This is a genomic window from Candidatus Paceibacterota bacterium (assembly GCA_035452965.1).
Classification (GTDB): domain Bacteria; phylum Verrucomicrobiota; class Verrucomicrobiia; order Limisphaerales; family UBA8199; genus UBA8199.
Genome location: DAOTCE010000004.1, coordinates 185973 through 210810, shown reverse-complemented (window position 1 = coordinate 210810; position 24838 = coordinate 185973). Strand labels below are relative to the sequence as shown.

Sequence of the window (24838 nt, the reverse complement as noted above, 5' to 3'; positions counted from 1 at the left end):
GTATGCGGCCGTTGAACGTGGAACAGATCGGCGAGGAACTGGCTATCAGATGGGAGGATGGCAGCGAGAGCTTTATCGCTTTGGAGAAACTCCGCCGGGCCTGCCCTTGCGCCGGATGCAAGGGGGAGATGGATGTGATGGGCAATGTTTACAAAGGCCCGGATCATCCGCTGTCGCCGGCATCCTTCAAACTCGTGCGGCTCGAACGGGTGGGAACCTACGCGGTGCAACCGGTCTGGGCAGATGGACACGCCACGGGGATCTACGCCTTCGATTATCTGAAAAACGTGGGGCTGCTTCCGGGAGCGTAAAAGGTCCTCTGCCGACTCTGGGCGCCCTTCTGCCAAGAAGACAGCTGCCCTTAAAAGAGTGCGCCGGGTGCAGGCGCGACCAGGCATCCCGCCAGGTACTCGCAATCGGATTCCCTGTGAACCTTGGACAACGGTGGTCAGGCAACTGTCACAGCCCGAGGGGAGCGGTCCGCGCTTCCTGTTGCTGACTTAGCCATCCCCAGAAATTCATTGTCCGCGGGCCGAAATACCGGCAAGCTGCTCGTTCGGGTAATTTATGCAGCACGTAAACTTGGGAATGATCGGCGGCGGCACCGTGGGCAGCGGCGTTTTTCACGCCCTCCAGCTCAATGGAGACCTCATGGCTTCGCGCATTGGCGTGAAGGTCAATGTCCGCAAAGTTGCCGTCAAAGCCTTTGACGAACCGCGCCCATACCGGATTCCAAAGTCCGCCATGAGCACGGACTGGCAGAGCGTCGTCAACGACCCGCAGGTCAATCTCGTGGCGGAGCTGGTCGGGGGCACCACCATCGCCCGCACGATGATCCTGACAGCCTTGAAGCTCGGCAAGCCGGTGGTCACCGCCAACAAGGCCCTTCTCTCCGAGCATGGGGAGGAGTTGTTCGCCGCGGCGCGGCGATACGGCGCCAATCTTTACTACGAAGCCAGCGTCTGTGGAGGCATTCCGATCATTAAGGCGCTGCGCGAAGGCTTTGTCGGCAACCGCATCACTCACCTCTATGGCATCGTCAACGGCACCTGCAATTACATCCTGACCCGCATGAAGCTCGAAGGCGCCGACTTCGACGCCGTGCTCAAGGACGCGCAGGCGCAGGGCTACGCCGAGGCAGAGCCGTCGCTCGACATTGACGGCTACGACGCCCAACACAAGATCGGCATCCTGGCCTCATTGGCGCACGGATTCTGGGTGAAGCCCAACAGGATTTGCGTCGAGGGCATCCGTGCGATTACGCGCGCGGATATCCAGTTTGCCAACCAACTCGGCTACACCATCAAACTGCTGGGGATTATCAAGAAGGTCGAGGGTCGATCGCAAAGCAGCGGGCGGGCCGGTTCGGCACGCGTCCAGGTATCGGTGTATCCGACGCTGGTGCCCAACACGCACGTGTTGGCGGGGGTGAACCATGTCTTCAACGCGGTATTCGTGCGCGGGGACGTGGTCGGTGACACGCTGTTCTATGGCCGCGGCGCGGGCAAAGACGCCACCGCCAGCGCCGTGCTCAGCGATGTGGCGGACGCCGCGCTGGATTTGAAGTTTGGCACCCAGCACCGCGTCCCGCCGTTCGTCCCGCACGAGCGCGACGGCGCGGTGGTGCCGATTGCCGAAGTCGTCTCCCGCTACTTCGTGCGGCTTGCCGTCGTGGACAGGCCCGGCGTGCTGGCCCAAATCTCGGCCATCTTTGGCCGGGCCCACATCGGCATCTCGTCCGTGATCCAGCCCGAAAGCCGTGAGGGGGCGAGCGTGCCGCTGATCCTTATGCTGCACGACGCGCCCAATGGGGCGGTGACCCGCGCGCTGAAGAAGATCGGCAGGCTGGCCGTGGTCAGGAACCCGCCCGTGATGATCCGGGTGGAAGACTTCTGAGCCTATGGCGCTGATCGTCCAAAAGTACGGTGGCAGCTCGGTCGGCACCACCGATCGGATCAAGAACGTCGCCGCCCGCGTGGCCAAGTACCGCGCCAAAGGCGACCAGGTCGTGGTCGTGGTCTCCGCGATGAGCGGCGTCACGGATAATTTGATCAAGCTGGCCAGGGAAATCATGCCCTTGCCCAACGACCGCGAAATGGACGTGCTCCTCGCGACGGGTGAGCAGACGACCATTGCCTTGACGGCCATTGCGCTGCACGGGCTTGGGCTCCCTGCCGTGTCGCTCACGGGCGCGCAGGCGGGCATTGTCACCGACGGCGTGCATACCAAAGCCCGCATCCAGAACATCACGCCGAAGAAAATCCACGATCTGCTGAACCAGGGCAATGTGGTCATTGTCGCGGGCTTCCAGGGCCAAACCACCGAGGGTCAGGTCACCACCCTGGGCCGCGGCGGTTCAGACCTGACGGCCATCGCCCTGGCCGCGGCGCTCAAGGCCAATCTGTGCCAGATTTACACGGACGTGGATGGGGTCTATACCGCCGATCCGCGCATCGTGCCCGCCGCCCGGAAGATGGAAGAGATCTCCTACGACGAGATGCTCGAACTGGCCAGCCTCGGGGCGAAAGTCATGCAGTCCCGCTCAGTCGAATTCGCCAAGAAGTTCGGCGTTATCTTCGAAGTCCGATCCAGCCTTAACGAAAATCCAGGAACCATTGTGAAAGAGGAAACCAGGAACATGGAAGACGTCGTCGTGCGCGGCGTCTCGCTCGACAAGAACCAGGCCAAGGTCACGCTGGTGGCCGTGCCCGACAAACCCGGCGTGGCCGCCCGCATTTTCAAGGCCATCGGCGACGCAAATGTGAACGTGGACATGATCGTGCAGAACATCAGCCACGGCAGCGGTGCCCTGGCCACCGACCTTTCATTCACTGTGGACAAGCCCGATCTGCTCAAGGCCCAGAAGGTCATTGACGGGCTCCAGGCGGAGATTGGCTTCGGCAAGGTCATCGCCACGGACAAGATCGGCAAGCTGTCTATTGTCGGTGTGGGCATGAAGAGCCACACCGGTGTTGCCGGCAGGATGTTCGATACGCTGGCACGCGAAGGGGTTAACATTGACATGATTTCCACCAGCGAAATAAAGATCTCCGTGGTGGTTGACCTCGCCAAAGCGGAGCACGCGATGAAGGCAGTGCACGCCGCCTTCCTGGGGTAGTTAAGAGTCCACATCATCACAATCCCGGACTTCTCGGGACATTCCCCAAGTCAGACTCCAGGGGGACGCTTGTGCTCCCGGAGTTGAGCCTTGGACCAAGGTCCCTTCAGGTCCCAATCAAGACCCTGTTTCTAGGCCGCATTGGGCCGGGCCAGAGCCTGCGTTGACATGAATTAGCGGTTTGTGTAGTTTGGCCGAGTTGGATCAGTTATGGGTTCTGTGCTCAACCAACATGTGCTGGTGCTTAACCGACTCTGGCAGGCGGTGAATATCTGCACGGCGCGCCGGGCGCTGACACTCCTGTTTCAGGGCCACGCACAGGCTGTGCTCAACCGCAGCGACGGTTCCTTCCAGACCTTCAATTTTACCGAGTGGCACCACCTCTCTGTGCAGGAGCCGCACCCGGAATCGGTCTGCACAATTTCCTTCCGCATCCGGGTGCCGCGCGTGATTCTGCTGATCGTCTATGACCGCCTGCCCAAGAAGGAGGTCAAATTCACCCGGCACAATATTTTCGAGCGGGATCAGAACACGTGCCAGTACTGCGGCAAGACCTGCGACCGCAAGGACTTGAACCTGGACCACGTGATTCCGCGTGACCGCGGCGGCCCGACGTCGTGGGAGAACATCGTATGTTCGTGTATCGAGTGCAATACGCTCAAGGCGAACCGTTCGCCGCAGGAGGCCGGCATGCGCCTCATTCGCAAGCCCAAGCGGCCGAAATGGCGGCCCTTCGTTCAGATTAACTTCACGCTCCACCAGCACGATAGCTGGAAGCACTTCATTGACCTGGCGTACTGGAACGTCGAGCTGGGCGAGGATGTGCGCTAGCGCCGTCCGAAGTTCGAGCCCCCAAATCCGGCCCCAGCCGCCGGGCCGCTATGTGTCGCGCAACCATGAGCAGGACTCCAATTCGTAATTGGCTGTTGTTAACGATCGTGCTGTGCTTGCCGGCTTGCGAATCGGCCAGCGTGCGGGAGACGCCTTCGCTCAAGACCTACACGCTGGACTACGACACCCCGACAGACCCGACGTTGCAGGGCGAGCTTGAAGCGATTGACGCCCGGTTGCGCGGCCAATTGGAAATGACGACGGAGCAGGCGGCAGTGGGAGTGCTGGATTTGAAGCGTCTGCGGCTGGCGATGGTTCATCCCGACCGGATTGACTACGCGGCCAGTGTGGCGAAAGTGGGTATTCTGCTGGCGTACTTCCAACTGCGTCCGGAGGCGGCGGCTCGCCTCGATCCGCAAACACGGCATGATCTGGGGCTGATGGCCAAGGCCTCCAGCAATGAAATGGCGGCGAAGTTCTCGCGCGAACTGGGGCTGCGGCAGATTCAGGAAGTGCTCAACTCGTACCACTTCTATGACACCAACCACGGCGGGGGAATTTGGGTGGGCCGGCACTACGGCGGCGGCGGCGAACGCATTGGCGATCCGCTCGGCGATCATTCGCACGCGGCCACTGTGCGCCAGTTGTTGCGGTACTACCTGCTGCTCGAACAGGGCAAGCTTGTCTCCCCCGAAGCCTCACAAGCCATGCGCGATATCTTCGCCTCCCCGGACATCCCGCACGACGACATCAAGTTTGTGAAGGGCCTGGCCGGGCGTGACGTGCAAATCATCCGGAAGTGGGGCACGTGGAAAGACTGGTTTCACGACTCGGCGGTAATTACCGGCCCCGGCCGACACTACATCCTTGTGGCGCTCACCCATCATCCGCGCGGGGACGAGTACTTGGTTGAGCTATCCAGGTTGGTGGATGACTTGATGGCCCGCGGCAATTCGCGGTCAAGGCAGGAATAGTCAGGGCCAGGGCACGCCGGGGTACTTCTTCTGGAGAGCGGGCTTGAGCTTCGGGTAGGTGTTTAACCGGAACGCCGTCCAGTTGAACGTTGCTTCCAGCCGTTTGCCGTCGGGCGCACAGAGCCACAGCTTCACCGGCAAGCGGCCTTCGCAGACATGCGGATGGGCCTTGAGCGCGAAACATTCGTGTAGTTTCACCTGCAGTTCCGGAGCATTCGGCTGAGCATCCTCATCCCGCGCGCGCTCGGAATACAGCAGCTTCATCTTCCGGCCATCCGGCCAGGCGAGGCTCGTTGGGGTGAGTTCATCAAGCCAACCGAGCTGTTCATTGGCCAGGGCCTGGCGAAAGGCGTCGCGCAGCGCCGTGGCTTGCGCCTCTTTGGCCAGGGTCAGACCTTCAAACGCGCGCGCCAGACAGTTTGTAATGGCCGCCTCGTCGAAGGGCGGAAACTCCAACTCCGGCATGGCGGCCGTCACGAGGTTGACCCTGCCGATGAGCTGCTTGGTTTCGTGATTGAACATCGGCAGCTCGAACCAGCCCTTTCGCGATGCCTCGGCCAGGCATCGGCCGGAAGCCCTCGGGTCCACGTCCCGCTGGTGCTCGTGGTGGATGACCAGATCGCGAAAGCGCACCAGTTTGACGGCGGCAACGCGCTTGTGGGTGCGGTCATAGAGGTGCTCCACCTTAACTGTGATTTGCTCCGGGAAGGTCTCCTCAATCCACTCGCGTTTCACGGCGGTAGCCAGTCCCAGCAGCGTCAGGTTCTCCGAACCGCGCCCGGTCACCTCGCGAATGGTCGCTGCCACAAACAGCGGCGCGTTTTGCACCACGCTTTCCCGCATCAACGTGCCATGCCGTCCCTCGGTCAGGTCGCAGTCCAGTGTTCCCTGGTCATGCCGGAGGCAGATCTGGTCAATGAACCCCGCCATGATGCAGCGCGGCAGGGGATCTGCCGGCGCCGCGTCACGTCCTGCGTGTCGCGCCCCGGCGTCATCCTCCTTCAGGGGGCTTTCGCCCTCGCTGCGCAACAGACCCTGCTGGTTTGCGATCTGCAGAATCTGCTCGAAGGCCTGCTCCACCTGCCGCGCCGTCTGAGCGTGGATGCCGTAGCGGCGGCAGGTCTCGATGCTGAAGTTGTTCTTCTTCGCGAAGTGGTAGGCGCGCAGCAGGGTGTGGAAATCCGATTCCCGGCTTGCCTCGAACAGTTCGCGTGCCTCCTGGATGTGCTTGTCGTTGCGGCCGGGCCGCACCAGCATGTCGCGCCCGCTGACCAGCGCCGCGCACAACGCTGCCGAGGGCACGCAGCCGAATTTGGCGGCCTCCACCAGCATGCGCGAGTAGCGCGGGTGCATCGGCAGCTTGAGCATCTGCCTTCCAACCGGCGTCAGGTCGGCGGCAATTGGCGGCCGGTGGTTGATGGTTAACGCCCCCGTCTGCGGTCTGTTGCGAGAATCGTCTGTCGTGCCTTGGTCATCCCGTAGCGCCCCCAGTGTCACCAACAACTGCTCCGCCCGCTCCACTGCCTGGGCGTCCGGTTTGTCCAGCCAATCGAACTCCGCGGCGCGCTTGATGCCCAGGGAATGCAACAGCAAGACTACCTCGGCCAGGTCGCTCCGCTGGATTTCCGGCGTGTTTCGCTCCGCCCGGTTTAACTGCCCGCTTTCGGTCCAGAGCCGGTGGCAGGTGCCCGGAGCGGTGCGTCCGGCGCGCCCTTTGCGCTGCTCGGCGGATGCCCGGCTGATAGGCTCGATGAACAGTGTGCCAATGCCGCGTTCGGCGTCATAACGCGCGACGCGGGCCAGCCCGCTGTCCACCACGTGGCGAATGCCTTCGATGGTGACTGACGTCTCCGCGACGTTCGTGGCCACCACCACTTTGCGCAATGCGTTGGGCGCGAAGGCAAGGTCCTGCTGTTCCGGCGGCAAGTCGCCATGCAGGGGAATCAGCGCAAGGCGCTCCCGGGTGCGGCTGGCTCGGGCTGCCGCGATGGTAGCGTTGATTTCGCCCATGCCCGGCATGAAGACCAGGATGTCGCCCGGCTCGCCGGCGTTGACAATCTGCTCTACCACATCGGCGGCTTGCTCCGAGGCGGGCCGTTCGTCGTGCTGGTTCAAATAGCGCACCTCTACCGGGAAGCTCTGCCCCTCGGAATACAGGACAGGCGTTTCCTCCATGCCCCCGCTCAGATACTCCGCCACCGGCTCCGCTTCGAGCGTGGCGGACATAACCGCCACCTTCAAATCGGGACGCGCAGTTCGCTGCAACTGCTTCACCAGCGCGAGCGCAACATCGCTCAGCAGGTTGCGCTCATGGAACTCGTCGAAGATCACTACCCCGACTTCGGACAATACGCGGTCGTCCTGCAGCCATCGCAGCAGGATTCCTTCGGTCACGTAGCTGATGCGGGTGCCGAGGCTGGTCTGGTCGTCAAAGCGAATCTGGTAGCCGACTTCCCCACCGAGCCTGGCGCCACGCTCCCAGGCGACGCGGGCGGCCACCGTACGCGCCGCCACGCGGCGGGGCTGGAGCACAACAATCTTCCGCTGCCCGGCCAGCCCGGCATCGAGCAGCATCTGCGGGACCTGGGTGGTCTTGCCGGAGCCAGTCGGCGCCACCAACACCAGCCGATTGCCCAGCCGCAGGGTCTCGACAACGGCCGAATGGATCTGCCAAATGGGGAGCGACGCCGGATTCACATTTCGCAGGCGAAATGCAGTCAGTAGCGGAGATGGCGCAACACCAGCGCGAGGACTGTTACCACCAGCATCAGCCCTGCCGGCATAAACTTCCGCATCTTCACCAGTCGCAGGCCGAACACCACCAGCAGCGCAGCCAGCAGTATGTCGGCGACATAGGGTTGGAAGATGACGTCCGCCGCACAGAGGCTGAGCGCGGCCGCAAAGGCGACCGACATGATCAAAGAGACTTTGCTCCTGGCTTTGAGAAAGCCAATAAGTCCGCCAATGACGAGCAGCACGATGTAAATCCAGAGCACAGTTTGTGGGCGCATAGTTTCTTTGTGTGGTGAATCTAGTCGCAAACCGCCGCCAAGGACACAACGATTTGCTGGAACCCACGACCGAGAGGACAAACGGGCCGCCGCCGGGATTGGGCTGGACGGCGCGCGGGTTGGTGGTACACTGGTTGTAGCATGTCAACCCAAGCGCTCCTGGCGGCGCAAAAGATCAACCTTCGCCGTCCTGATGTCATGGCCGAAGTGCAGGCGCAGGTCCTGTCGCATTATCGCAGCGACCTGGTCGAGCGCATTCGCAGGGGTGGGCGTATGCTTTCGGCGGGCGACCTGACCGTCAAACTGGCCAAGGAATTCGGCTTTTGCTACGGCGTCGAGCGGGCCATTGACCTGGCGTACGCGGCGCGCAAGGTCTTCCCGGACCAGCCCATTTACATCCTCGGCGAGATCATCCACAACCCCGAGGTCAACGACCAGATCCGCGCCATGGGCATCAAGTCCCTCTCCGGCAAGGAGAAGGATGCCGACATCGGGGACCTGAAGAAGGACGATATTGTCATCATCCCGGCCTTCGGCACCGAAGTCTCAATGCGCCGCCAGCTCGAGGCCAAAGGCTGCCGGTTTGTGGATACGACATGCGGGGACGTGATGAGTGTCTGGAAGCGGGTCCGGCAGTACTCCCAGGACAAAGTCACCAGCATTATCCACGGCAAGGCGTGGCACGAGGAAACCAAGGCGACCAGCTCTCAGGCGATGGCCAGCGGCGGCGGGCATTACCTGGTCGTGTTCACTCTGGCCGAGACCGATTGCGTTTGTGACTACATCGTGAACGGGGGCGACAAAGCCGCCTTCCTGGAGAAGTTCAAGGGGGCCTACTCGGACGGCTTTGACCCCGAGCTCCATCTTAACGCGATCGGGGTCGCCAATCAGACGACCATGCTCCGCGGCGAGACTGAGGAAGTGCAGCGCCGTCTGCGCCGTGCCATGGTGCAGAGGTATGGCGAGGCGGAGATTGACCGCCACTTCCGTTTCTTCGATACGATCTGCGGCGCCACGCAGGATCGGCAGGACGCGCTGGAGAACCTCTTGCAGGAGCCTCTCGACCTGCTGCTCGTGATCGGCGGCTACAACTCCTCGAACACTTCACACCTGGCGGAGATGGGCGAAGCCAAGCTCCCCACCTATTTCGTCAAGAACGCCGCCAAGATGAAGTCAGACAAGCTGATCGTCCATTACAACCAGCAGCGCCACGAGGAGGTCGAGACCCGCGACTGGCTTCCCAAGGGCCCGGTCACTGTCGGCATCACCGCCGGCGCCTCGTGTCCGAACAACCTTATCGAAGACGCCATCCGCCGGTTGTTCGAACTGCGGGGGATTTCCGTGCAGCAACTGTTGGGCACTTAATCCGGGGCGGGCCGGAGGAGTGCGCGTCATGGCGCGTCAGGCGGCCGGGAACAGTACTCCGCTGTTTTCAAGGCGAACCATCATTGCCTCTCCTTCGGCACTATCACGAGCCTCCCTTCCTGAATTCGGATATCCTCCAGCCCTTGCAGCACGGCCACCGCCCGCGGTTCCCCGGCCAGGCGAGCCGCCAGGTTCTCTCCGGACTGCCTGCATGAGCGCTTCCGGCAGCGGTTTGCCTTTGACGGTGACGGTCTGCGCCGTCACAAACAGCGCGCCGTCGCGGAAGGCTAGGTTGAACGTCGCGCTGCCGTTCAGGTATCTGCCCTTGAACATGCTCAAGCCGATTTCTTGCATCGGCACACTCACTTGGCCCCGCATCCGATCGCCTTCGAGGGTGACATGAATATTGCCTTGCGTGGGCTGCTGCTCCAGGACACTGGAGACCAGCGCGTTGATGTCGTCCGCGGTCAACGCCAGCGTGGGGGCGGGTCGGTGCTCGCCGACCGCCTGCTCGAAGGCCCCGAACCGCTGTTTCAGCTTGCGGACTTCGCCCGGCGGCATCTGCACCGCCGGCAACTTCATCGGCTGGGTGTCGGTGTAGCGATTGACCAGCTTTTTCATGTAGTGCAGGCCAATCAGCCCGGCGGCCAGCAGCAACACCAGCAGCACCAGGCTGGTGATGCACCCATAAAAGAAGCAGCCTCGGCGGGGTTTGACGGCTTGTTCGGTCACCGGGGCTTCTTTTGAAAACGGAGTCGTGGCTTGGCGGGGGTCGGAGGCGAAATTTTAGGCGGCACACCGGCCTTCTGCTGCTCCTTCTCCCGGAGCCACGCTTTGGCCGAAGCCTGCAGCAAGGGAGTCTCTGGCTGCGCGGCTGGCACAACCGGCGGAGGTTGGATCTCCAGTTCGCGGAGCTTTCCCGAAAGCCAGTCCTCCGCCTTGGTGACCGTGTCGCCGATCTTCGTCTCGGAGAACTTGATCCCGCCGATCTCAAAGTCGGTCAGCGCCTTCAAGGCGTCCACGGTCTGCCCGGCGGAGGCGAGGGCCCTGTTCATGCGCGTGGCCATCGTGTCGAGCGATTGATAGCCGTTCACGAGCCATTCCAGCTTGCCCGTCTCGATGTCCACCAGCAGGCCGTGGACGGGAATCCTGGGTCCGATCAGCGGGCTCTGGCGCACGATGTCCGCCGCCTTGATGACGTTGGCCCTCGGGCTGGCAAACATGCCAAAGAACTCGTTCACGTTGGCGGGCAGCAGGTTCCGCTCGATCCCCAACGCCCGAAACCGGTCCAGCAGCTCCATGGTCGTCGTCTTGCTGACCTGGCAATCGGTGTGGCCGATGATGGCGATCTCCTTCCCGCCCTTGACCACGCAGGCCAGCGCCAGCGACCGCATGGTGCTGCTGAGCGGGCCGGTGATGACGTTGCCCGCGTTGCGCAGCCAGATGAACTGCTCCTCCGGCAGGCCCAGCACCTCCGGCAGCAGCGGGTTGAGCCGCACGTCTATGCAGGTCAGCGCCACTACGGGCAGCTCGCTCTGGAACTCCGCCGGGCGCAGGCCCGCCGCCTGGTCACCCGCGATCGCGCGGTGATTGGCGTCTATGATGGCCTCAAAGAGCCGCATAGCCGCTGCCAGTAGCGGCCGCTAGCCGCTCGCTTTGGGCCGGCCCACAAAGAAGTAGATCAGGGCCCCGATGACATGCACAAACAGGATCACCAGGACCCAAACGATCTTCTCGGTGTCGCTCAGCCCCTTGTTCTTGATGGCGTGAATGAGCATCCACACCCAGAACACGAAGCAGGCGAGGAAGAACAGCCCTCCAACCAGAAAGAAAGCTATTCGGTAATAGGCGTCAACATTACTCATGGGGTTCCTTTCGTCTTTTCATCGCCCTTCTCTAACGACTGCCGGAGCGCAGGCACCTGTTCGAGCAACTTCTCGAACTTGATGCCCGTCAGGCTCTCTATCACCGGCGGGAGCTGGGCGACTATCTGCGTCACATCACCGGTAAGCTTGCTGGCGCCGCCGCCCACGCCGGCGCCCGAGTTGATGATGACCATCTTCTCGGTCTTGGCCAGCGGTTCGCTGATCTTGCCGGCCACCTCGGGCAGCACGCGGATGATCATCTCCACCACCGCCGCTTCGTTGTATTGCTTGAAGGACTCGGCCTTGACGCGCATCGCTTCGGCGGTCGCCTTGCCCTGCGCTTCGATGACCGAAGCTTCGGCCAAACCGCGAGCTTTATTGGCGTCGGCTTCGGCGACACCGGTGGCCTTGACCACGTCGGCGTTGGCAAACCCGGTCGCCTTGGTCGCCGACGCCGCGCCCGCGGCCTCGGTCTCCAACTGGAACTTGCGGGCGTTGGCCAGAGTCTCGACCTTGTAGCGCTCGGCGTCGGCCGGCTTCTGCACGTTGGCCTCCAGCTCGCGCTGCTTGCGCAGGATTTCCTGCTGCTGCAGCTCGATCTGCTTCTGCTTCTCGACGATGTTGACCTGCACTTCCTCCGCCTTGACCAACTGGCCGGTCTTGTACTTCTGCAGGTCATACGCCAGGTCGGCCTCGGCCTTCTTCTGGTTCACCGCCGCCTGGTACTGGGCGACGTTGGATTGGTAATCCCGCTGCGCCTCGGCCACCTTCGTGTCGGCCTGGAATTTGGCTTCCTGCCCGGCCTGGTTGGCCTGGGCGGAACGGATGGTGGCGTCGCGGTCCGCCTCGGCCTGGGCGATAATGGCGTCGCGTTTGACCTGCGCGATGCGCGGTTTGCCCAGCGCGTCCAGGTAGCCCTGGCTGTCGCGAATGTCTCTGATGGTGAAGCTCACGATGCCCAGGCCCATGTTCGCCATGTCGCCAGCCGCTACCTCCTGCACCTTTTGGGCGAAGGCATCGCGATTCTGGTAGATGTCCTCTACCGTCATCGTGCCCAGGATGGCGCGCAGGTGCCCCTCCAGGGTTTGGTTGGCAATTTCCTTGATGTCCTCGTTGCTCTTGCTCAGGAACTGCTCGGCGGCGGTCGCAATGGAGATGTCGTCGCCCTTCACTTTGATTTGAGCGACGCCGTCCACGCGAACCGGCACGCCTTTGCTGGTATAGACATCCTGCTCCTGCTTCACGTCAATGGTCAGCAACTCCAGCGAGAGCCGGTCCACCTTCTCGATTACGGGGATCACGAACGTGCCGCCGCCTTTCCGCACCCGGAACCCGCGAACCTGCGCCGTCCCATCCGGATCGGTGTAGCGGTGCCGGCGGCCGGAGACCACCAGCACTTCGTTCGGGCCGACCTTGACGTAGCGGCTGGCCCAGATAGCCGCAAAGATCACAATGACGACGACAAGGCCGACGACCACTGAGGCGACGGTGCCACCGAGGAAGGCTTCAGCGAGGAAGAAGGTATGATTTGGCATAGTTTGAACGGGAGTTAAGGGTTATCGGGGTCAATCACATCAGATGGCCGTGACGTAGAACTGGGTGCCGACGATGCGGACGATCTTCACGGTCTGACCGCCGGCCACCGGGGTGTTGCGCTCATTGCGCGCCGGCGCGGTGTAGCGCGAGCCGGACTGTACATAAGCGATTTCCCCCACGCCATCCGCCGGGATAGGCGTGATGACCGTCGCGCTCATGCCCACCAGCGTCGCCACGCGCGACTCGCTGGAGGCGTCCACCTTGTGAAAGATCGTCCCGAACAGCCACACCACCCCGGCGGCGATGACCAGCGCGCCCAACAACGCGAGCGGCGCGCTGACCCAGGGGCTGCTGGTGGTCTCGATCTTCGTGAAGATCATACCCAGGCCGCCGAACGCTGTGATAAACGACGTAATGGTGGTAGGGCTGAAAGGCGACAGGCCTGGCATGCCCGTATCCGAGAACCCGGCTTCGGCATGGCCCCCCGTCCCCACATCCGTGTCCAGATCGTGTCCGCCAAACAGATGCCCCAGGAACGCGCTGACGATGGCGAACAGCAAACCGACTCCGAAACAGATCGAATACACAAGAAAGTCCATAGGGCCTCGCTAGGTTGTCGCTGGCATTAAAGGCGCAACCCACCTGCCATGCAAGTGGGAAACCTCGTCGCCCGGTGGTTTGTGTGTTAGGCTGCGTTTCATGAACTCGCCTCAAGCAAACACCATTCGCCCCGCTTCTGCACTTATAATTTCCCGGGACCTTTATAAACCCGCCAAATGCGCTGAGCCGTCCGCCCATTCCTTGCCGCTATCAGGAATTCTTAGTTGACCCGTGGGCGCGAAGGGGTGAAAGTGCTTTTGGTTAGAGAGAATGGAGCCTCCCATCACGCCGGTTAAGTATGGTATCAGAAAATACCAAACGGCGGGCGTCTTCGAACGGACGGAGATACAGAGGGTCGGGCCTCCGTAATCAGGAAAGGAAAGTGTCTTGTGAGTCGAAGATCGAAGAAACCAAAGATGCAGATGTTTCGCTACGTCGCTCCGGCAGCGACCAGCGTGCTGCTGGTAGGAGATTTCACTGAGTGGCAGCAACAGGCGCTCGTGATGGAAAAGGGCAAGGATGGCGTCTGGACGACCAGCCTTAAGCTGCCGCAGGGCAAGCACAGCTACCTGTTCATTGTGGACGGCCAGTGGTGCGAGGATCCCGACTGCACCAATCGCGTGCCTAATCCCTTTGGCGGCTTCGACATGGTTCGCGAGGTGGGCTGAAGTCGCCCGCAACCGTAACCCGTGCCGGAAGGCGCTCTGGCCGGAGGCCGCGCGGAGTGGAGCGCATCATCCATAGCTGGCCCTGATTCATCTCACACCAAGCACGAAATCCCCTCGAACAAGTGCGCTGATTAGCCCTCGAAATTGCACACCCATCCGCGTGAAGCTGGCTGGAACCCAAGGCTCCGGCCTTGGAGTGTGAAGTAAACGACTTAGCCCTTCCCACTCCCCCAACTGTCTCAAAAATGGACAGTTTGGGGAGCCTGGACCGGGTGACCCCGCCTTGACCACGGTGCGACCCCGGTGTGTATCCCATGGGGATCGCTCCCCATGGGATACACACCGGGATCTGACCGCACTGACAAGCCATCCTCCAGCCATCCGCAAGCCAACACTGGCGTGCGGCTAACGGAACGGTGCCCTCGCCCGTCCGGCGGTGGTGCAGGCGGCAAGAAGGGGAGGCCGAGAAGGCGGATCGCCAACGGTATTCCCCGGAAACCCGCGTAAAACCACAGCTTTCCACAATCATCAGCCACACCTGGTTTGTTAGCGGCTTTCCACTCGCCGCCTTTTCCGGCTCACGATAAAGCACACCATTCTTATGTGCAATGTAAGATTAGTAATAGTGCTCCGTATTTTGCTTTTGGATAGCAATAAATGCAAATACAAAGGCAAGGGATGGCGAGCAGAATGTCGGCTTCTGGCTAATCTTGTTGGCCGATGCTTAACAGGCGACCTGAATTAGCTTGTCCAATCCCAAAATATGGCCAGAGGCCCCTGCCAGACAGGCTGCTGGCGGGTTTTCTGCTCGTTGCCGCCGCCGCTGCATGAAACTCTTCCTTGCCGGATTGAGTTATCGGACCGCGCCAGTGGAGCTGCGCGAGAAACTGGCAGTCCATCCCTCCCGCTTGCGCTGCAGCGGCTGCCGCCTGAAAGTGGGCGGCAACCTGGACGAACTGGTGCTCCTGTCCACCTGCAACCGGGTGGAAATCTACGGCGTCGCGGAGAAGGTCAACGGCAACATTCAGCGGCTCTTCGAGCAGTTCTCCACGGGCGAAGCCGACCTGGCGGCGCACCTTTACGTCAAGGAAGGGGCCGAGGCTATAGAGCATCTCTTCTCGGTGGCCAGCGGCCTGGATTCGATGGTGCTTGGCGAGACCGAGATCACCGGCCAGGTCAAGCAAGCCTACCTGGCCGCACAGGCCGCCAAGCTGACCGGCCGTGTGACGAACCGGCTCTTTCAGACGGCACTGCAGGCAGCGAAAGAGATACGGACCCAGACGGGCATCGGCCGCGGCGCGACCTCCGTTGGCAGCGTCGCCGTCGAACTCGCGGAACGGATTTTCGACCGGGACCTGGCCACCAGGACGGTCATGATCCTTGGCGCGGGCAAGATGGGCGAAGCCTGCGTGCGGCACCTCGCCAAGAAAGGCGCGCGCTCGATCCTTGTCTCGAACCGCTCTTACGACCGGGCGCTGAACCTGGCCGCCGAATTCGGCGGCCGCGCGGTTCGCTTCGACGATTGCCTGCCGGCGATGGCCGCAGCGGACATTGTGGTCAGCTCGACCGGCTCTCCACAGACCATTCTGCACCGCGAGGAAGTGGCCCGGGTCATGGCCCGGCGCCGGGACCGCCCCCTGTTTCTCATAGACATCGCCGTGCCGCGGGACATCGCCCCGGACGTGGAGCAGCTCGACAGCGTTTACCTTTACAACGTGGACCACCTCGAAGCAATTGTGCGCGAGAATGTGCGCCAGCGCGAACAGGAATTGGCCCGCTGCCGGGCGATCATCAGCGAGCGAACGGCGGCATTGATGGCCCGCTTGACACCCGCGCCAGCGAAGGACGGGGCCGCGCGCCAGCAGTCGCCGCCCGACTGGGCGTTCAATGGGGTAGCAGTCTGCGCCGGTTAGATCCCGGCAAGACGCCGTTTGCATGAACAACGAAAAACTTTTGACGAGAGCGCCAGGCAGTAAGCTCGCTGGCCGGCCAAACTCCCGTCGGAAACCAGTGCTGTCGCTAGTTCGTAAAACCCAATTAAGCAGAAGAAAGCACGTGCTAAGTATGAAACACACCAATGAAGCCACGACCTGCCTGCTGGCGGTTGTGCTGATGACGATGGTCGCCGCGATGACGGCTGGAGCCGCCGCGGCCCTCAACGGCCGGCTCGTCTTGCGCCCGCTGACGCCTGGGGACATCTCCAATCCCAGCTACGCGCTTGCCTCCAATACCGAGACTTCCCCCGGCTTGAACACGATTGGCCTCGGCATGCCTGCTTTCCTGCAGGTCGAGATCAACAGCGCCATCGCCCCCGCCGAGATCGTCAGCGTGACCTGGGCGCTGGTTCTGACCAATGCGCCGGGCTCCAAGGCTGTGCTGACCAACAGCCCCCTCGGGGCCAATGTCCCCGTGTATGCCCCGGCGGACCGCTCCAGCTATCAGGTGGCCGGCCGCAGGTTATTGCGCCCGGACGTTGTGGGGCAGTACAAGGTCTTTGCCACGGTTGTCACGACCGGCAGCGGCTCGGCCACTTTGAGCACGACTATCACCGCGGGCAGATACATGGGCCTTGAGACCTGCATCCTCTGCCACAGCGGCGGCAGCGGGGCGCCAGACAAATACACACCTTGGACCAACACGGCCCACGCGCACATCTTCACTAAAGGCATCAATGGCGAACTGGGCTTCTACCGATCCTCCTGCATCTCATGCCACACCGTCGGCTTCGACCCCAACACCAACGCAATTGTCAACCCTGTCAATGGCGGGTTTGACGATGTTGCCGACGAGGTTGGCTGGGCTTTCCCCGCGGTGCTCGCTCCCACCAACTGGGCGGCGATGCCGGCGAAGTTGCAGAATCTGGCCAATATCCAATGCGAGAACTGCCACGGCCCCGGCAGCCAGCATGCTTTCTCGCTGGGAGATCCCAGCATGATCAGCAAGACTCTTGCTTCCGGTGATTGCAACCAGTGCCATGATGCCCCGACCCACCACATCAAGGGCGCCGAATGGTATAACTCCCGTCATGCGGTGGCGGTAGAGGAAACCGAGGCGGCCTGCTCGCGATGTCACACGGCCCAAGGCTTCATCAATTATACGGCCGGGGCGCCCGCGGTGGAAGTGCCTTACGAGGTGATCACTTGCACCGCCTGCCACGAGCCGCATGATGCCGCCAACCCGCATCAGCTCCGCACCTCCGCGCCGGTGACGCTCATGGACAAGAAAACCACGATCACGACCAACACCGCCGGAAAGGGCCTCCTGTGCATGAACTGCCACATGAGCCGCCGCGACGCCACGAACTATGTGGAAATCACCGCGGGCAGCAACCGCTACGGGCCGCACCATGGACCGCAAGCTGATATGCTGGCGGGCGCCAACGCTGTGAACTACGGCAAGGTGATCCCCAGTTCAGCTCACCGCGAGGTGGTCGCAGATTCCTGTGTCACCTGCCACATGCAGACGGTCACCGACACCAATGTTATCAGCCATGCAGGCGGTCATACCTTCTCTCCCAGTTGGCATAACGGCACCCAGACGGTCGAGCTTACGGGCGCTTGTGTGGCCTGCCATGGGGCCATTGGGGGCTTCGACTTCAAGCGTCAGGACTATGACGGAAACGGCGTCGTGGAAGGCGTGCAGACCGAAGTGAAAGGCCTGTTAAGCACGCTGGCGGCGATGCTGCCGCCCGTCGGCGTGGCGAAGACCAATCACTCGCCTTCGAATCTCGCCATCACGTCGAGCTGGACCAAGCCTCAATTGCGGGCAGCGTACAACTACCTGTTCGTGGTGGAAGACGGCAGCTACGGAATCCACAACCTGTCTTACGCGGTGGGCGTGCTCAAGACCTCGATCGCCGACCTGACGGGCAAACCGAACGTCAGTTACCTGAGCCCGTCGGACCTCCAGTTTTACACCTGGCAGGTACAGTATTTTGGTTCGGCGACCGCCCCGAACGCCGGCGCCGATGCCACTCCAGCCGGCGACGGCATCCCCAACTGGCTGAAGTACTCGCTGGGCCTCAATCCGCTGATTCCGGGCGTTTCCGTCCCCGGCGGCGTGGTGTGGGCCAATGGCACCAAACTGGGCGGCTCCACCCCCACCAACACGGTCCAAATCTACACGGCGGCAGAGGTGACCTTTGACACCCAGGTCGGCACGACTTACCAGGTGCAGGAAAATACGTCGCTGCAGAACGGCTGGCAGAATGTAGGGGCCCCGATCCCCGGCACGGGCAACGCCGTCAGCTACGTGACACCGACACGGAAAAACGTGCAGCAGTATTTCCGCGTGGTTCATACGCCGTAGCCTGCAACCGGTCTAATTGTTTCGCCAACCCCTCCGCGCTCGCGTGGAGGGGTTCGCGCTTTGCGGACGAGCTCAGTAATCGCGGTGCCGCGGTACCTCCCCGCGCCGCGCAACACAAGCCAGCAACCAATTCCGGAAGCGCGTTAAGGGCCGGCTTTAATTTGCCGGAGCGCATCTATCTGGGCCCTGGAGCGGGCGGCAATCTGCTTGAGTTTCTCGCTTTGATCGGCCTGGACCTGCTGAAGGTCTCTTAGGGCGGCTTGTTTGTCGGCGTCGGAACCGCCTTGTTGGGCCTGGGCGAGACGTTGCTCGGCTTGCTTGATTTGGGTCTCCATCTCCGTGGCTGCCGCCGCGAATTCCTTTAGCGCGGCCTCGCGCAGAATCTGCGTACCTTCCTCGATGGTGACGGTGCTCAGGTTTGGAAGCAGGGTCTTTAATTCCCGGATTGTATCCGTATCCACAGGGGCAACGGCTTGCGGGACGGACGCCCCGGGGCGCGCTGGTCCCGCGGGGCGTGAGGCGTCAAGCAGGCGGGCAATGGCCCTGGTCAGATCCGGTTCCAGTGCCGGCTCCCAGTCGGGAGAGAGGTAAGGCAGAGTTTCCTTCCGCCCGTTCAGCGCGAGCGCCAGGCCCAGGTAGCAGGGCTCCCCCTTGTCGAGGTTGAAGACCTGGATGCCCTCGGCGGCGGCGGCGATTAGGTTTGCCTGGGAGGCGGAGTCAAACGCAGTGAGCTGGATTTTATCGCCTGCTTCCTGTTCGTATGCCGACAGCAATTGACGCACGCGGCTGGCAAACGCCGTCATGGACGGCGGCACAGTCGCGGGATCGAGCACCGCATAGAACCGAGCCTCCAGCGGCGAATTCAGGCGGCTCAAAACCGCCGTGGTGCTGTCGGACAACCGGATGGCGGGCGCAATGCCGGTTTGCCCGGATGCGCCGGGCGAGGCGCGGACTGAGGTGAGGTAGAACCAGAATGCGCTGACCGCGATGCCCAGAAGGAAGAAGAGCAGGAACAGGAGGAGTGTGCGGACGCCGGCCTGCTGGCCCGCACCTGGTTTGCCTGGGCGACGAACAAGGTTTGGGGGTAGCTGATTCATGCTGAGTCGGTTTCGTGCTCTTGGCCGATGCCGCACGATGATCTCAATCTGGCAGATCCGGACCTCGGACGCGAACGGAATTTGCCTTCCTGTTTGCTTCCGCCCATTGCGCCGGGCGGGGAGAAAGAGGGGTTGCACCACGCAGGCCAATTAATGGTTAGAATCAGACAAAAACAGGATAGTATCGTGCGGACCACGGGATTAGCATGCATCGCAGCATGTTCGCCACGGAAGCGCTCTGGTGTTCCGTGAATCTGCGGATCCGATGTTACTTAATGCACTTGCAGTTACTGCCCGGCGCATGATCGAAAATGTGCTACAATCCTGGATGGGAGTTGCCGGCAGCAGCGATCGCAAACCCCATCAAGGCATGAAAGGCGACACGACCCACCAGGCAACAGCTTGGTTTTTGGCGGTGGCATTTTCTCTCGGCTGGAGCGCAAGGGCGCCGGCCGCTGCGCATTTGAGCGTCACGCAGCCGGGTGGCATGCCCGGCATGCCCATCGTGACCGGGATTACGCGGGTTACCAACGGTGTGAACGTGACCTGGGATGGCCCTTCCGGATACTACCAGTTGTTCCAGAAGCGGCGCTTGCAGGACCAAGCCTGGCAGGCTGTCGGCACGCCCTTCAATCTCAGCCGGAACGAGACAGTCACCACTTTGCACAGCAATGCCTTCTTCCGTGTTTCCGGCCCGGCAGCGCGGTACGCCGGCGCCCAAACGTGTGGGGAGTGCCACGGGCAAGTTCTCCATGACGTGTTGCACACGGCACACGCCGGGACCAGCATATTCACCAACTCGCTGTGGGTGGCACAGGGCGGCCAGACCAACGGATCCTGCCTGGCCTGCCACACCGTCGGTTACGGGCTGCCGACCGGCTTCGTCAGCCCGACAACCACCCCACACCTGGCCGGCGTGCAGTGTGAGAACTGCCACGGTCCGGCGGGGAACCACGCCAGCAATCCGGACGACCCGACGGCGGTGCCGCGCGTGGAGATCGCCGCCGCCATGTGCGGCGGGTGTCACAGCGCCCAGTTCGTTCCGGCCGGGGCGGCAGCCTCGCACCCCCCTCGTTATGAAGAGTGGAACGCCTCGCCCCACCAGGCAGTCCTGGAGGAGTTGAAAGAGGACTTTGCCAGCACTCCCTCGTTGATCTCGACCTGCGGGCGCTGCCACTCCGGCAGTGTGCGGCAGGCCTTGCTGAAGGGCCAGGCGCTGCCAGGCGCTCAGGAAGCCGGCGCCGTCGGGATCGCGTGCGCCACCTGCCACGACCCGCATCAGCTTCGCGTGTTCACCAATGCGGTAAGTGGCATCATCACCAATCCTGTGACGGGCCAGGTCTTCTCCAATGGCCCCCCGAATGCGGTATACGCCAGCCAGGTGCTCAACCCCCTGACATCTTTGCAGGATTACCACACCGGGGGCAACTTCACCACCAACTACAACCCCCGGATCAACCTCTGCGGCCAGTGCCACAACGACCGGGGCGCCTCCTACCTGGACTCCGCGCGCCCGCCCCACCATTCGCCGCAATACAACCTGTTGCTGGGCACCGTCGGCGTGGTGGATACGAATACGCTGGGCGCCCCCCACTTCAACCCGGCAGCTCATGCTTACGCCACGAAGCAGTGCGTGACCTGCCACATGCAGGTGGTTTCCTCCCCAAGCCCCTCCCAGCCGGGCACGGCCGGCCACACGTTCGGGAAGATCACCAGCTCAGCCAATTGCGGCGGCGGCGCCTGCCACGGCGCCGGCGATGTGGCCAACCTGTTGGTCCCCATCGTAAAGCAGATCATCACCGCCAATCCCGACGGACTGTTTCCGGTGCATTCGATCGCGGAGGTGCGGAGCAGCCTGGTGCAATGGGCCAACACAAAGGCCCCGGCCATACTGGGAACATCCGCCTACGGCACGAACGCCTGGGCCTACACCAACTACAGCCCGGGTGATCCGCTAGCCGGCGGCCCCGGCCCGAGCGCGGCGTTGCAGCAGCTCATACCGAGGAACATTAAGATCGCTCGCTTTAACCTCTACCTGGTCCAGAACGACGGCAGCTTTGGAACTCATAATTTCTTTTACACGGTTGATCTGTTAAACACCGCATACGACCTGGTGGGCGCGGAGCTGGCGAAGTAGGCCCCGCAACGGGCCAGCCCGCGCGACACCCTGTCGGCGACAACAAAAGACGCATGAGAAACTCCGAGGTCCGCAAAGTTGGCAGCGGCAACGCGAGGCGGCTTAAGGGCGCCGCCCTGGCCGCTGGCGCGGCGCTGCTGCTAGTGGTGGTGATTTCCTGCCAGAGCGTGACGCGTTCGGTGGTGGTGCTGCCGGATATTCCCGGTGCCAAATACGTCGGCTCCAAGGAATGCGAGCAATGCCACGACGAGATCTGCCGCGATTTCGCCACAGCCGATCACGCCCGGCTGATCACCCCCGGGCCCAACGCCCTCAACGCCGGCTGTGAATCCTGCCACGGACCGTCCAGCCTCCACGCCGAGTCCGGCGGCGAGGTCAAACCGCCTTACAGCTTCAGCGCCGGCCGACCGGAGACCTCCAGCTTCGATGCGCGCGCCGGCGTTCCGCCCGCGCGCTCGGTGGAGACCGCCTGTTTCCAATGCCATCCCAATGTGCGCGGCCAGTTCAACCTGCCCAGCCACCATGGCGTGCCCGAGGGCAAGATGAGCTGCACCGATTGCCATCCCCCGCACAAAGGTTCCATTTTCCGCGGCGGCGGCACGTCTCTGGTTTCGGCCAACGAAGCGTGTCTCCGCTGCCATGCCGCGCAGCGCGGGCCTTTTGTCTTCGAGCACGAGGCGCTGCGCGAAGGTTGCACCACCTGCCACACGCCGCATGGGTCGGTGAATGACAAGCTCCTCACGGCTCGTGACTCCAATCTGTGCCTCAAATGCCATTTCCAGCGGGTGCAAGGGGGGAACATCATTATCGGCGGCTCCGTTCACGAGAGCGCGGGCATCCATCGCCTGGGCCAAGGCACCTGCTGGACCGCGGGGTGTCACGAAGCGGTGCACGGCTCCCGGGTCAGCTCTTCCCTGCGCTTCTAACCACACCGGCGAATCCCGATGAAGACCAACAGCTTGTCGCGGGCGGAACGGATGGCGGGGCGCTGGGCATGCCTGGTCAGCCTGTGGTTGGCGGTTTGCACGCTCGGGGCGGCCGAAACCAATGCGCCTCCTGTGGCCGCCACCAACGCGCCGCCATCGGCCGTTACCAACGCGCCGTCGCCGGCCGCCACCGATGCGCCCGCCGAAGAAGCCGAGGACGCGGCCCTGACTCCCGAGCAGATGTTTGAAGGCGGCGCCACTTCCTACAACAATTGGGTCGAGCTGTCCGCCGGCGGGTTTATCTGGAACGGCGACAAGTCCCAGTTCCAGCAGCGGCAACAGGCCCGCGGCGGGGCATTCGGCGGGCTGCAGGACTTCCATTTCCAGGAAGACATTGCCAAGGGCGCCACCTTGACGCTGGACGGGCGGGCGGTAGTGGATGAAAACGACTACCAGGCGCGGCTGCAGGTTCTCCGCGAGAAGCTCGGCTACCTCCGGCTCTCCTTCGACCAAGACCGGTACTGGTCCAGCGGCGACGGCGGCTTCTTTCCGCCCGGCGGCACCTACTACGCGCGGCAAGGCGACGCGCTGGCGCTGGACCGGGGCGAATTCTCCATTGAGGCCGGCTTGACGCTGGAGAAGGCCCCGCAGGTGGTCTTCCGATACACCCGCACCTACCGCGACGGAGAGAAAGGCTCCACCATCTGGGGCCCGGTCCATCCGCCCTCCAATCCGAACCTGACGCGCGGGCTGGCGCCTTCCTTCTACGACCTTGACGAGCGCAGCGACATCCTCGAGCTCGAGGCCACCCACCACATCAAGGCCACCGATCTCGGGGTCGGCCTGCGCTATGAAACGGCCAGGCTGGACAACGCCCTCAAGCTCAACCAGTTTCCGGGCGAGCCGGTCGAGCGCAAGATCACCGACCAGCAGAACACCTCCTACGACCTCTTCAGCGCCCACACCTTCAGCGAGACCTGGATCAAGAAGAACCTCCTGTTCTCCACCGGCTTCCTCTACTCCGACCTCGATAACGATTTCTCCGGCAGCCGCATCTATGGCTCAGACTTCGACGTCGGGTATGTGCCCGCCGCCGCCAATGGTGTCGGTTACACCGGCCTGGACGGCGGCTCCCGCCTCCACGAATACGTCGGCAACCTCAACCTCTTTTACAGGCCCTGGCCGAATTTCTCCGTCGTGCCCTCCCTGCGCATCCAGAGCCTCGACACCGACGCGCACGCGGGCGGGCTCGAAACCTCCGGCGTGATTGCCCCGACGGCCTTCAATGGCGAGAGCGATCGCCACGACCTGGATGTGCGCGAGCGCCTCGACCTGACCTACACCGGGCTCACCAATTGGGTCCTTTACGGCCGCGGCGAATTGACCGAAGGCAGCGGCGATCTCACCGGGAATGGCGGTCTCCTGCCCCTGGGCGCCGGCCCGCCGCCGATTCAGCGGAAGACCGACGACGATCGCTTCTTCCAGAAATACAGCCTCGGCGCCCGCTGGTATCCGGCCCGCCGCGTTTCGCTGGACGTCGGCGGCTACTACAAACGCAACGAGTACAACTACGACCACGACCAGGACAGCACCCCGAACGACGCGGGCAGCGCCAACCGCTATCCCGCCTACCTGGTCATGCAGAACTTCCAGACCTATGACGGCAACGCCCGCCTCACCCTGCGACCGCGACGGAACATTACCTCCATCAGCCGCTACGAGTATCAGCACTCCACCATAGACACCAAGCCGGACGGCGTCTCCGGCCTCGGCGAGACTGAATCCTCCCGGATGACCAGCCACATCATCGCGCAGGATATCACCTGGACTCCGTGGTCCCGCCTGTATCTGCAGGCCGGTTTGAACTACGTCTGGAGCGAGACCAAGACCCCCGCTTCCGATTACACCGAGGCCATCGTCAACGCCCAGAACAACTACTGGACCCTGACATTGGCCTCCGGGTTGGTCCTGGATGATAAGACCGATCTCCGGATCAGCTACCTTTATTACCGGGCAGACAACTACGACAACCTGGAGCTCGATGGCGTATCCTATGGCGCCGGCGCCGAAGAGCACTCTGTGACTGCCACCCTGACTCGCCGGATTGGCAAGCACATTCGCTGGAACTTGCGCTACGGATTCTCGCACTACACCGACGCGCTTTACGGCGAGAACCGCGATTTCGACGCCCACCTCGTTTACACCAGCCTCCAATACCGGTTCTGACTTTGCCGCCAAACGGCCGTTGGCTGCGAGACCAACCTCCGTGTGGCTTGGCGCGCCGTGGCTCCCGGATTGCGCGCCTGCCTGTTCAAGCCGCGCCCTGCAGCCTGACCTGTTTCGTTTCAAGCAGGGTCCAAAGAGCAAGCTTGCCAGCAGACCACTATTCGTTATGATGAGAC

Annotated in this window: 20 protein-coding genes; 12 read left to right on the top strand and 8 right to left on the bottom strand. The window is 62.6% G+C overall.

Going from position 1 to position 24838, the window contains the following annotated elements; genetic code table 11:
• Positions 1–2: 2 nt before the first annotated feature.
• The 5 genes from P5205_05950 to P5205_05930 all read left to right on the top strand — a co-directional run bounded on the left by P5205_05950 (position 3) and on the right by P5205_05930 (position 4923).
• Entirely contained in the window at positions 3–311 is a 309-nt protein-coding gene (locus P5205_05950; protein ID HSA09896.1) for a DUF971 domain-containing protein, read from the top strand.
• Positions 312–567: 256 nt separating this feature from the next.
• Positions 568–1896 (top strand): homoserine dehydrogenase, encoded by a 1329-nt coding sequence (locus P5205_05945; GenBank protein ID HSA09895.1) that lies wholly within the window; start codon positions 568–570, stop codon positions 1894–1896.
• Positions 1897–1900: 4 nt separating this feature from the next.
• The gene (locus P5205_05940) at positions 1901–3118 is read left to right on the top strand and encodes an aspartate kinase (protein ID HSA09894.1); all 1218 of its coding nucleotides are present in this window, start codon (positions 1901–1903) and stop codon (positions 3116–3118) included.
• Positions 3119–3328: 210 nt separating this feature from the next.
• On the top strand, positions 3329–3949 hold the full coding sequence (locus P5205_05935; GenBank protein ID HSA09893.1) for an HNH endonuclease: 621 nt from the start codon (positions 3329–3331) through the stop codon (positions 3947–3949).
• Positions 3950–4014: 65 nt separating this feature from the next.
• On the top strand, positions 4015–4923 hold the full coding sequence (locus tag P5205_05930; GenBank protein ID HSA09892.1) for a serine hydrolase: 909 nt from the start codon (positions 4015–4017) through the stop codon (positions 4921–4923).
• Here the strand turns inward: P5205_05930 and P5205_05925 are convergent, their stop codons facing one another.
• Together P5205_05925 and P5205_05920 are read right to left on the bottom strand one after the other, a co-directional pair.
• Entirely contained in the window at positions 4924–7620 is a 2697-nt protein-coding gene (locus P5205_05925; protein HSA09891.1) for an ATP-dependent helicase C-terminal domain-containing protein, read from the bottom strand.
• 20 nt (positions 7621–7640) lie between these two features.
• The gene (locus tag P5205_05920) at positions 7641–7934 is read right to left on the bottom strand and encodes a TMEM14 family protein (protein ID HSA09890.1); all 294 of its coding nucleotides are present in this window, start codon (positions 7932–7934) and stop codon (positions 7641–7643) included.
• 141 nt (positions 7935–8075) lie between these two features.
• On the opposite strand from P5205_05920, the gene P5205_05915 reads away from it, so the two are divergent.
• Positions 8076–9299, top strand: coding sequence for a 4-hydroxy-3-methylbut-2-enyl diphosphate reductase (locus P5205_05915; GenBank protein HSA09889.1), 1224 nt, complete (start codon positions 8076–8078; stop codon positions 9297–9299).
• A 36-nt stretch (positions 9300–9335) separates the two neighbouring features.
• Here the strand turns inward: P5205_05915 and P5205_05910 are convergent, their stop codons facing one another.
• From P5205_05910 to P5205_05890, 5 genes are read right to left on the bottom strand one after another with little or no spacing between them, the layout of a single operon-like run.
• Positions 9336–10031: a hypothetical protein gene (locus tag P5205_05910; protein ID HSA09888.1), complete on the bottom strand. Its 696-nt coding sequence runs from the start codon at positions 10029–10031 to the stop codon at positions 9336–9338.
• On the bottom strand, positions 10028–10921 hold the full coding sequence (locus P5205_05905) for a carbonic anhydrase (protein HSA09887.1): 894 nt from the start codon (positions 10919–10921) through the stop codon (positions 10028–10030). Before P5205_05905 ends, P5205_05910 begins: the two co-directional genes overlap by 4 nt.
• A gap of 21 nt (positions 10922–10942) precedes the next feature.
• Positions 10943–11164, bottom strand: coding sequence for a PLD nuclease N-terminal domain-containing protein (locus P5205_05900; GenBank protein ID HSA09886.1), 222 nt, complete (start codon positions 11162–11164; stop codon positions 10943–10945).
• A complete protein-coding gene (locus P5205_05895; GenBank protein ID HSA09885.1) occupies positions 11161–12699 on the bottom strand; it encodes an SPFH domain-containing protein in 1539 nt (512 codons plus the stop codon). The genes P5205_05900 and P5205_05895 overlap by 4 nt, the downstream gene beginning before the upstream one ends.
• 39 nt (positions 12700–12738) lie before the next feature.
• Positions 12739–13299, bottom strand: coding sequence for an NfeD family protein (locus tag P5205_05890; protein HSA09884.1), 561 nt, complete (start codon positions 13297–13299; stop codon positions 12739–12741).
• Positions 13300–13689: 390 nt separating this feature from the next.
• Here P5205_05890 and P5205_05885 point away from each other — a divergent pair, with 390 nt between their 5' ends.
• From P5205_05885 to P5205_05875, 3 genes are all read left to right on the top strand, one after another.
• Positions 13690–13968, top strand: coding sequence for a glycogen-binding domain-containing protein (locus tag P5205_05885; GenBank protein ID HSA09883.1), 279 nt, complete (start codon positions 13690–13692; stop codon positions 13966–13968).
• Between the two features lie 827 nt (positions 13969–14795).
• Positions 14796–15881 (top strand): glutamyl-tRNA reductase, encoded by a 1086-nt coding sequence (gene hemA / locus P5205_05880; protein HSA09882.1) that lies wholly within the window; start codon positions 14796–14798, stop codon positions 15879–15881.
• Between the two features lie 151 nt (positions 15882–16032).
• Positions 16033–18276: a cytochrome c3 family protein gene (locus P5205_05875; GenBank protein ID HSA09881.1), complete on the top strand. Its 2244-nt coding sequence runs from the start codon at positions 16033–16035 to the stop codon at positions 18274–18276.
• Between the two features lie 143 nt (positions 18277–18419).
• Here P5205_05875 and P5205_05870 read toward each other — a convergent pair whose 3' ends face one another.
• Positions 18420–19373, bottom strand: a complete 954-nt coding sequence (locus P5205_05870) for a Gldg family protein (protein HSA09880.1) — start codon at positions 19371–19373, stop codon at positions 18420–18422.
• Positions 19374–19686: 313 nt separating this feature from the next.
• Between P5205_05870 and P5205_05865 the strand changes: the two genes are divergently transcribed.
• The 3 genes from P5205_05865 to P5205_05855 are packed head-to-tail and all read left to right on the top strand — an operon-like array spanning position 19687 to position 24662.
• Positions 19687–21510, top strand: coding sequence for a cytochrome c family protein (locus tag P5205_05865; protein ID HSA09879.1), 1824 nt, complete (start codon positions 19687–19689; stop codon positions 21508–21510).
• Positions 21511–21563: 53 nt separating this feature from the next.
• Complete coding sequence (locus tag P5205_05860; protein HSA09878.1) at positions 21564–22436, top strand: cytochrome c3 family protein; 873 nt, start codon at positions 21564–21566, stop codon at positions 22434–22436.
• 18 nt (positions 22437–22454) lie between these two features.
• Complete coding sequence (locus tag P5205_05855) at positions 22455–24662, top strand: hypothetical protein (protein HSA09877.1); 2208 nt, start codon at positions 22455–22457, stop codon at positions 24660–24662.
• The last annotated feature ends 176 nt before the right edge of the window (positions 24663–24838 follow it).

What these genes read in the sequence shown, in the direction of transcription:
- P5205_05855 (HSA09877.1), top strand. Translation starts at nt 22,455, where the DNA reads ATGAAGACCAACAGCTTGTCGCGGGCGGAACGGATGGCGGGGCGCTGG.
- P5205_05935 (HSA09893.1), top strand. Translation starts at nt 3,329, where the DNA reads ATGGGTTCTGTGCTCAACCAACATGTGCTGGTGCTTAACCGACTCTGG.
- P5205_05875 (HSA09881.1), top strand. Translation starts at nt 16,033, where the DNA reads ATGAAACACACCAATGAAGCCACGACCTGCCTGCTGGCGGTTGTGCTG.
- hemA (HSA09882.1), top strand. Translation starts at nt 14,796, where the DNA reads ATGAAACTCTTCCTTGCCGGATTGAGTTATCGGACCGCGCCAGTGGAG.
- P5205_05890 (HSA09884.1), bottom strand. Translation starts at nt 13,299, where the DNA reads ATGGACTTTCTTGTGTATTCGATCTGTTTCGGAGTCGGTTTGCTGTTC.
- P5205_05940 (HSA09894.1), top strand. Translation starts at nt 1,901, where the DNA reads ATGGCGCTGATCGTCCAAAAGTACGGTGGCAGCTCGGTCGGCACCACC.
- P5205_05895 (HSA09885.1), bottom strand. Translation starts at nt 12,699, where the DNA reads ATGCCAAATCATACCTTCTTCCTCGCTGAAGCCTTCCTCGGTGGCACC.
- P5205_05905 (HSA09887.1), bottom strand. Translation starts at nt 10,921, where the DNA reads ATGCGGCTCTTTGAGGCCATCATAGACGCCAATCACCGCGCGATCGCG.
- P5205_05860 (HSA09878.1), top strand. Translation starts at nt 21,564, where the DNA reads ATGAGAAACTCCGAGGTCCGCAAAGTTGGCAGCGGCAACGCGAGGCGG.
- P5205_05950 (HSA09896.1), top strand. Translation starts at nt 3, where the DNA reads ATGCGGCCGTTGAACGTGGAACAGATCGGCGAGGAACTGGCTATCAGA.
- P5205_05870 (HSA09880.1), bottom strand. Translation starts at nt 19,373, where the DNA reads ATGAATCAGCTACCCCCAAACCTTGTTCGTCGCCCAGGCAAACCAGGT.
- P5205_05920 (HSA09890.1), bottom strand. Translation starts at nt 7,934, where the DNA reads ATGCGCCCACAAACTGTGCTCTGGATTTACATCGTGCTGCTCGTCATT.
- P5205_05900 (HSA09886.1), bottom strand. Translation starts at nt 11,164, where the DNA reads ATGAGTAATGTTGACGCCTATTACCGAATAGCTTTCTTTCTGGTTGGA.
- P5205_05945 (HSA09895.1), top strand. Translation starts at nt 568, where the DNA reads ATGCAGCACGTAAACTTGGGAATGATCGGCGGCGGCACCGTGGGCAGC.
- P5205_05915 (HSA09889.1), top strand. Translation starts at nt 8,076, where the DNA reads ATGTCAACCCAAGCGCTCCTGGCGGCGCAAAAGATCAACCTTCGCCGT.
- P5205_05930 (HSA09892.1), top strand. Translation starts at nt 4,015, where the DNA reads ATGAGCAGGACTCCAATTCGTAATTGGCTGTTGTTAACGATCGTGCTG.